Below are 5,305 nucleotides of genomic sequence, written 5' to 3'. Positions count from 1 at the left end.
GTATAGGGGCTTTCCCAACCCAAACCGACGGGTCGATTCAAGGAGTTAGGGGGTATGCTGGGCTGAGGGGGTGGGAAGATCGATGGCATAGACCGATGAGAAGTTGAGTCCGGATTGAAGGGAAAGTTCGATCGAGATTGACGTTCAGGCGTTATTTTCTCATTATTTGGTTTGTTTGCGTACCGGAAGCAATATCGATCGCCTTTGCCATCAATATTGACGCAGCGGGCGATCGCAAGTACATCATTCCAAAGATCTCGATCGCAAAAAACTATAAATTTCAAACTTCACCCCAGAATTTTCAACAATCGATCGCGATCTTCTCGAATGAATTCAATTCTTTTTGTTGAGATCGGAAAGTAAGCATTTAGATAAAGTTGTGACAATCTCTTCTTCAGAATAAACTTCGCTCGTTTCTTATTTTCAGAAGTTTAGGGCAACCTGCACGTCAGTAGAGATATGGAAGCACGAACAATTTTCTACCTACGATATCGACTTACATTGCAAGCTGGGAGAAGCAAAACGATATGGAATCAGAAAACGGATCGTCTCGATTGAATATTTAAGAAATATAAGTTAATGATAACGATCGAATATTTACGAATTGCGAATCCAAGCCTTGACACTCAAACTTAGTTTTAGCTAAAACCGTAAGTATAAGGAATATACAAAAAAATGTATAAATCATGAGTTGATATAATCAATTTTTCGATCTAGAGAAAATTAATCGATCGTTTTTTGTCGAAAGTTAATTTTTTTGCTGACCATCGTTCGTCGAGTGCTCGTTAACCATCCATGAAAAAAATCTTCAAAATTCTCGGAAATCCGATCGTCAAATGGTCTGCTTTAGCTGCCGTCGGACTCACCACCCTCTCGATCGTGGGAGCCAATTACGTTGCCGACGGACGGGAAAAAGAAATCGAACCAGAATTAGAAGCTTTTACCCAAAAGGTGCCAGTCGAAACCGAGTATAACGACACGGCGATCGCCCTCAAAACCCTCTCGGCAAAACTGGGATTCGATCTGTATTCCTGGCCTGAAGATGTCAACAGCAAATATGCGCCACAAATTGAAAATATAGAGGTCGAACCTAGGGCAAAACAAGCCTGGGAAAAGATTTCAGACCCACTGGAAGAATACATCGACGCACAAATTCTTAAACCCAACAGTGAGATCGATCCACCTCCAGTGGAACTTCAGGAATATCTCAAAGCCAATGCCAAAACCCTCGAACAAATTCGGCAGGTTATTGCCAGCCAAAGCAAACCCGGTTGGCACACCAATCTCACTCCGGTGTTAGAGGGAGATTACGAATTGGCGCTGCCTGGTTACTTCGCCAGTATTGACCTCCAACAAATCCTCGCTTTAGATATTCTCGAAAAACAGCGTCAAGGACAAAGCGATGCCGCGCGGGAAATGCTCGAAGCCGCTTGGCAAATTCACGCATCTTTCCAAGACAATCCCTACCTTATCGGTCAATTGGTCTTTTTAATTAACGGACGGTATATCGCCGGGACGATGCGAAAATTAGGCGATTTGCCGGTTGAATGGCAAGAACGTTTAGTCGCACACAATTACTCCCAGTCGATGCTTGAATCCATTCACGGGGAATTTTTTGGGATGTTTAATGTTATCCGTAACGTTGCCCCAGCAGAAATCTTTGAAACGGTCCAATTTGGAGATTCTCACACCATCCAGACTGGCTTTCAAGGCACAGTCGAAAAGGTTAAGGGAATGCTGCTGTCTCCGGTTACTAAACCCTGGCTGCGGTTCACGGCGATCGATACATACCAAGTCGGGAAGTACGATCTCGAACAGTACCAAGCGCAACCGCCGAATATCTGCGCCTCCGATGTCGTCGAGAGCGAAAAACAGCCGGCGGCCTGGAATATTCTCACCAAAAAAATTGGACAGCCATCTTTGATAAATCAGGTGGTAAAAGCCGAAAAGTATAGGCTGGACTTGGAATTGACTCAGAAAATCTTGCAGGCGAAAGCCTTGGCGGCCGAAACGGGAAAATGGCCTGCAACCCTTCCCAATCTGGAGTCTGACCTGTGTCCGGGGTATGAGTGGGTGTACGCAGTTGCTGAAGATGGCACGATGTCTCTGTCGTTGAGTCAGGAACCGAAATGGGCTGCCGAACGAAAAGAAAAGCACGACTTACCCTTAACTTACAGCGGCAAATTGCCCGATGTCACCGCTAAGACACCCGCCAGTCAACCCAGTTCTTAATCGATCGATTTGGATGGTGTGATGAAGAGACGATCGCGATTCTCGAATCCGATATCGCAACAAATAGGGGTCAACAGTCGTTGACCCCTACAGTATAATGATTTCGATGGGCGATCTCGCGCCCAAACCTGAAGAAAACCCGCTTACGAAGCCAGAGCAACTTCCAACGTTTCTTGCAGTTCGCCCTTTTGGTACTGTTCGATTAAGATATCCGAACCGCCCATAAACTCCCCATTCACATAAACTTGGGGAATGGTCGGCCAGTTAGAATACTCTTTAATTCCTTGACGAATGTCCATATCTTCGAGGACATCTACCGTTTCAAAAGGTACGCCCAGAGCACCGAGAATTTGGACGACATTGTTAGAAAAACCGCATTGGGGCATCAGTTTATTGCCCTTCATAAAAACAACAATTTTGTTATCTTTAACGATCGTATCGATGCGCTCTTTTAATTCGGGAGTCATGATATTAAAAAAATTGACAGTGTTACAGCTCGGTCTATTTTTGGGGAGAAAAGTAACTGAATTATCCAGCTTTATCAGCGGATTCCCAGTCTTGGGGAGTATAAGTTTTTAGAGCGAGGGCATGAATGGCTTCCGATGCCATCGCTTGTTGGAGTGCGCCGTAAACGAGCTGATGCTGTTTAATTAGAGACTTACCCTCGAACGCAGACGAAATAACGATCGCTTCGTAATGATCGCCGCCTCCGGTGAGATCGCGAACCTCTACGCGGGCATCTTCCAACTCCGATTTAATCATGGCCTCGACTCGATCGGGATTCATCATTTCGTCACCTCCATTTCGCTCTAATTATGACACCAATCATTAATGTAATCTAAATCGCGATCGTCGGCGAAAGTCCGAGGTGGTCGATCGAGGGGTTTATTGAGAACTTAACGTCGATGGGGAGCTTTGAGCGTTGCGAGGACGGGGATAAGGAGCATCCACAAACCCCAGCTCGAACAGTTGTCGATAGGCATTTTGACCCAGATCGCGGGTAGGGTTTTGAGAGCGGATAATCTGCACCAGCAAAGGAACGGCTAGTTCGGGCTTGTTTTGCGCCCGATGCAGTAGTGCGAGTTCGTAGGTCGCTCGATCTCGCAGTTGAGCGGCTTGTAGCGCCATATCCCGCTGATTTTCGAAAATCCGGTTGTCGATTCCCGAAAAACTCGCGGCCAACTCTTGATAGTAGGTCGATAATTGATTGAGAATTTGCCGTGCTTCTTGGAGTTTTTGGGAAGCCAGCTCGTAATCCTGCTGCCCGACGGCTAGTTTTGCCTCGTCGATCAGACGCTCGGCTCCGGGTAAGCTCAGTACGCTACTATCGAGAGACAAAGGCCGCAGCTCGTCGGGGCCTGGTTCTAATTCGGGATCGAGAGATTCTGGGGTGGAGTCCAGTTCGATAATTTCGAGGTTCTCTTCAGTTTCGGGCAACTGTGCCTGATGTTTCGGTGCTTCCTGAGCTTGAACTGGCGCAAACCAGACGAAGCTTGCCAGGATTGGCCCAGACGTGGAGCCAATGATATATCTGAGGTATCGAACTGTTTCAGATCTCATGAGGTTTAATTGATGCTTAGGTAAAAACATCTTTTAGGCAAGTTTCCGATTATATTAACATTTCGTTGCAAGATGGGGAGAATTCGGAATTCGGAGTTGGGAACTGGGCGCTTCCATTGCCAATTGACAGACTCATTGACAATTTACTCTCCCGAAGTCTCCCTTGCCCCCGAAGCTCCATTAACCATTCGATGGATAACTCAAGACATTATAGGGATGCAGAACAATGACAAGTGACCCGATCGCAGAATTTTCTGGTATTGGTGTTGCCGACGAGAACATCGGCGTCATCCTTCAGCGGGGGGGAGAAGAACTGGTTCTCTACAAGGTGAGCGATCGCTTCACCGTTGCCCCGGCCGCGGGTGTTGACCCGTCGGATTTGGCCGATCGCATCGGGGCCGCACAATACCAGCTCATTCCCTTCGCTTCGGGAAATCGAACGCCTCTAGTAGAACTGGCCGTCCCGCCGAGCGAACTCGAATCGGCTATTTCAACCGCTCGAGAACTCCAAACCGTTGCCTTTGCCAGCCACGTCTATCAAATTCGAGAAGACCCGGAAACGCCGATTTACCTCACCAACGAGATTGTCGTTCAATTCGAGCTAGATACCCCGCCCGACGAGCCAGAGGCGATCGCCACCGAGGTGGGATTGCAACAAATCGAACCCATCGAGGGTGTTCCCAACACTTACGTCTATCGAGTTACAAAGCAAGCCACCGAGAATCCGGTCAAAATTGCCAATCGTTTGATGCGCCACCCTCGAGTACTAACGGCCGAACCGAACATTATCCTCCCCACAACCGCCCATTACCGACCTCGCGATCCCCTCTACCCCCGGCAGTGGTACTTGCACCACACCGGGGGGAACCAACTGGCGAGTTATTCCCATATTTCCGTCGAGCAAGCCTGGGATATCACGCGGGGCGATCGCTCCGTTGTCATCGCCGTTACCGATGATTCGGTGGAAATCGACCACCCAGATTTTCAAGGCCCTGGCCAAATTGTCGCCCCCCGAGATTTTAAAGATAAAGACTTCCTCCCCCTACCCGGACGCGCCTCCGATAACCACGGGACGGCTTGTGCGGGGGTCTGCGTCGCCGAAGAGAACGGTCAAGGGGTGGTCGGAGTTGCTCCCGGTTGCGCGTTGATGCCCGTGCGCACGTCGGGATATCTCGATGATGCCTCGATCGATAAACTCTTTGACTGGGCGATAACCCACGGAGCCTCGGTCATTTCCTGTAGCTGGGGGGCGAGTGCGGTCTACTTTCCCCTGTCTTTGCGCCAGAGGGCGGCGGTAACGCGAGCCGCCACCCAAGGTCGCAACGGCAAAGGCTGTGTGGTGGTGTTTGCCGCCGGAAATGCCAATCGTCCCACCCAGGGCACGGTCAACGAACGGGGTTGGCCCCGCAATGCGATCGCCGGTCAGACAGAATGGCTGAGCGGACTTGCGGTGCATCCGGATATTATTGCCGTATCGGCCTGTACCAGTCTCAATCAGAAGGCCGCTTATAGC

Annotated in this window: 5 protein-coding genes; 2 read left to right on the top strand and 3 right to left on the bottom strand. The window is 49.2% G+C overall.

Translation table 11 applies throughout. From position 1 onward, the window contains the following. The first annotated feature begins 795 nt into the window (after nt 1-795). The gene (locus IQ235_RS18045) at nt 796-2,232 is read left to right on the top strand and encodes a hypothetical protein (RefSeq protein WP_264322801.1); all 1,437 of its coding nucleotides are present in this window, start codon (nt 796-798) and stop codon (nt 2,230-2,232) included. A gap of 143 nt (nt 2,233-2,375) precedes the next feature. Here the strand turns inward: IQ235_RS18045 and grxD are convergent, their stop codons facing one another. The 3 genes from grxD to IQ235_RS18030 all read right to left on the bottom strand — a co-directional run bounded on the left by grxD (nt 2,376) and on the right by IQ235_RS18030 (nt 3,792). Beyond that, nucleotides 2,376-2,699, bottom strand: coding sequence for a Grx4 family monothiol glutaredoxin (gene grxD, locus IQ235_RS18040; protein WP_264322800.1), 324 nt, complete (start codon nt 2,697-2,699; stop codon nt 2,376-2,378). A 61-nt stretch (nt 2,700-2,760) separates the two neighbouring features. Further along, nucleotides 2,761-3,021 carry a BolA family protein gene (locus IQ235_RS18035; protein WP_264322799.1) on the bottom strand — a complete coding sequence of 87 codons (261 nt, stop codon included), beginning with the start codon at nt 3,019-3,021 and terminating at the stop codon, nt 2,761-2,763. Nucleotides 3,022-3,117: 96 nt separating this feature from the next. Next, nucleotides 3,118-3,792 (bottom strand): hypothetical protein, encoded by a 675-nt coding sequence (locus IQ235_RS18030; RefSeq protein WP_264322798.1) that lies wholly within the window; start codon nt 3,790-3,792, stop codon nt 3,118-3,120. 226 nt (nt 3,793-4,018) lie between these two features. On the opposite strand from IQ235_RS18030, the gene IQ235_RS18025 reads away from it, so the two are divergent. Then, a partial coding sequence (locus IQ235_RS18025; RefSeq protein WP_264322797.1) for a S8 family serine peptidase occupies nt 4,019-5,305 on the top strand: 1,287 nt, incomplete at its 3' end.

Source organism: Zarconia navalis LEGE 11467, from assembly GCF_015207075.1.
Lineage (GTDB): Bacteria > Cyanobacteriota > Cyanobacteriia > Cyanobacteriales > Geitlerinemataceae > Zarconia > Zarconia navalis.
This window is presented reverse-complemented; position numbering and strand designations above follow the sequence as displayed.

Excerpts from the sequence above, each read along its gene's own strand:
- IQ235_RS18035 (WP_264322799.1), bottom strand. The coding sequence starts at position 3,021 with ATGATGAATCCCGATCGAGTCGAGGCCATGATTAAATCGGAGTTGGAA.
- grxD (WP_264322800.1), bottom strand. The coding sequence starts at position 2,699 with ATGACTCCCGAATTAAAAGAGCGCATCGATACGATCGTTAAAGATAAC.
- IQ235_RS18045 (WP_264322801.1), top strand. The coding sequence starts at position 796 with ATGAAAAAAATCTTCAAAATTCTCGGAAATCCGATCGTCAAATGGTCT.
- IQ235_RS18030 (WP_264322798.1), bottom strand. The coding sequence starts at position 3,792 with ATGAGATCTGAAACAGTTCGATACCTCAGATATATCATTGGCTCCACG.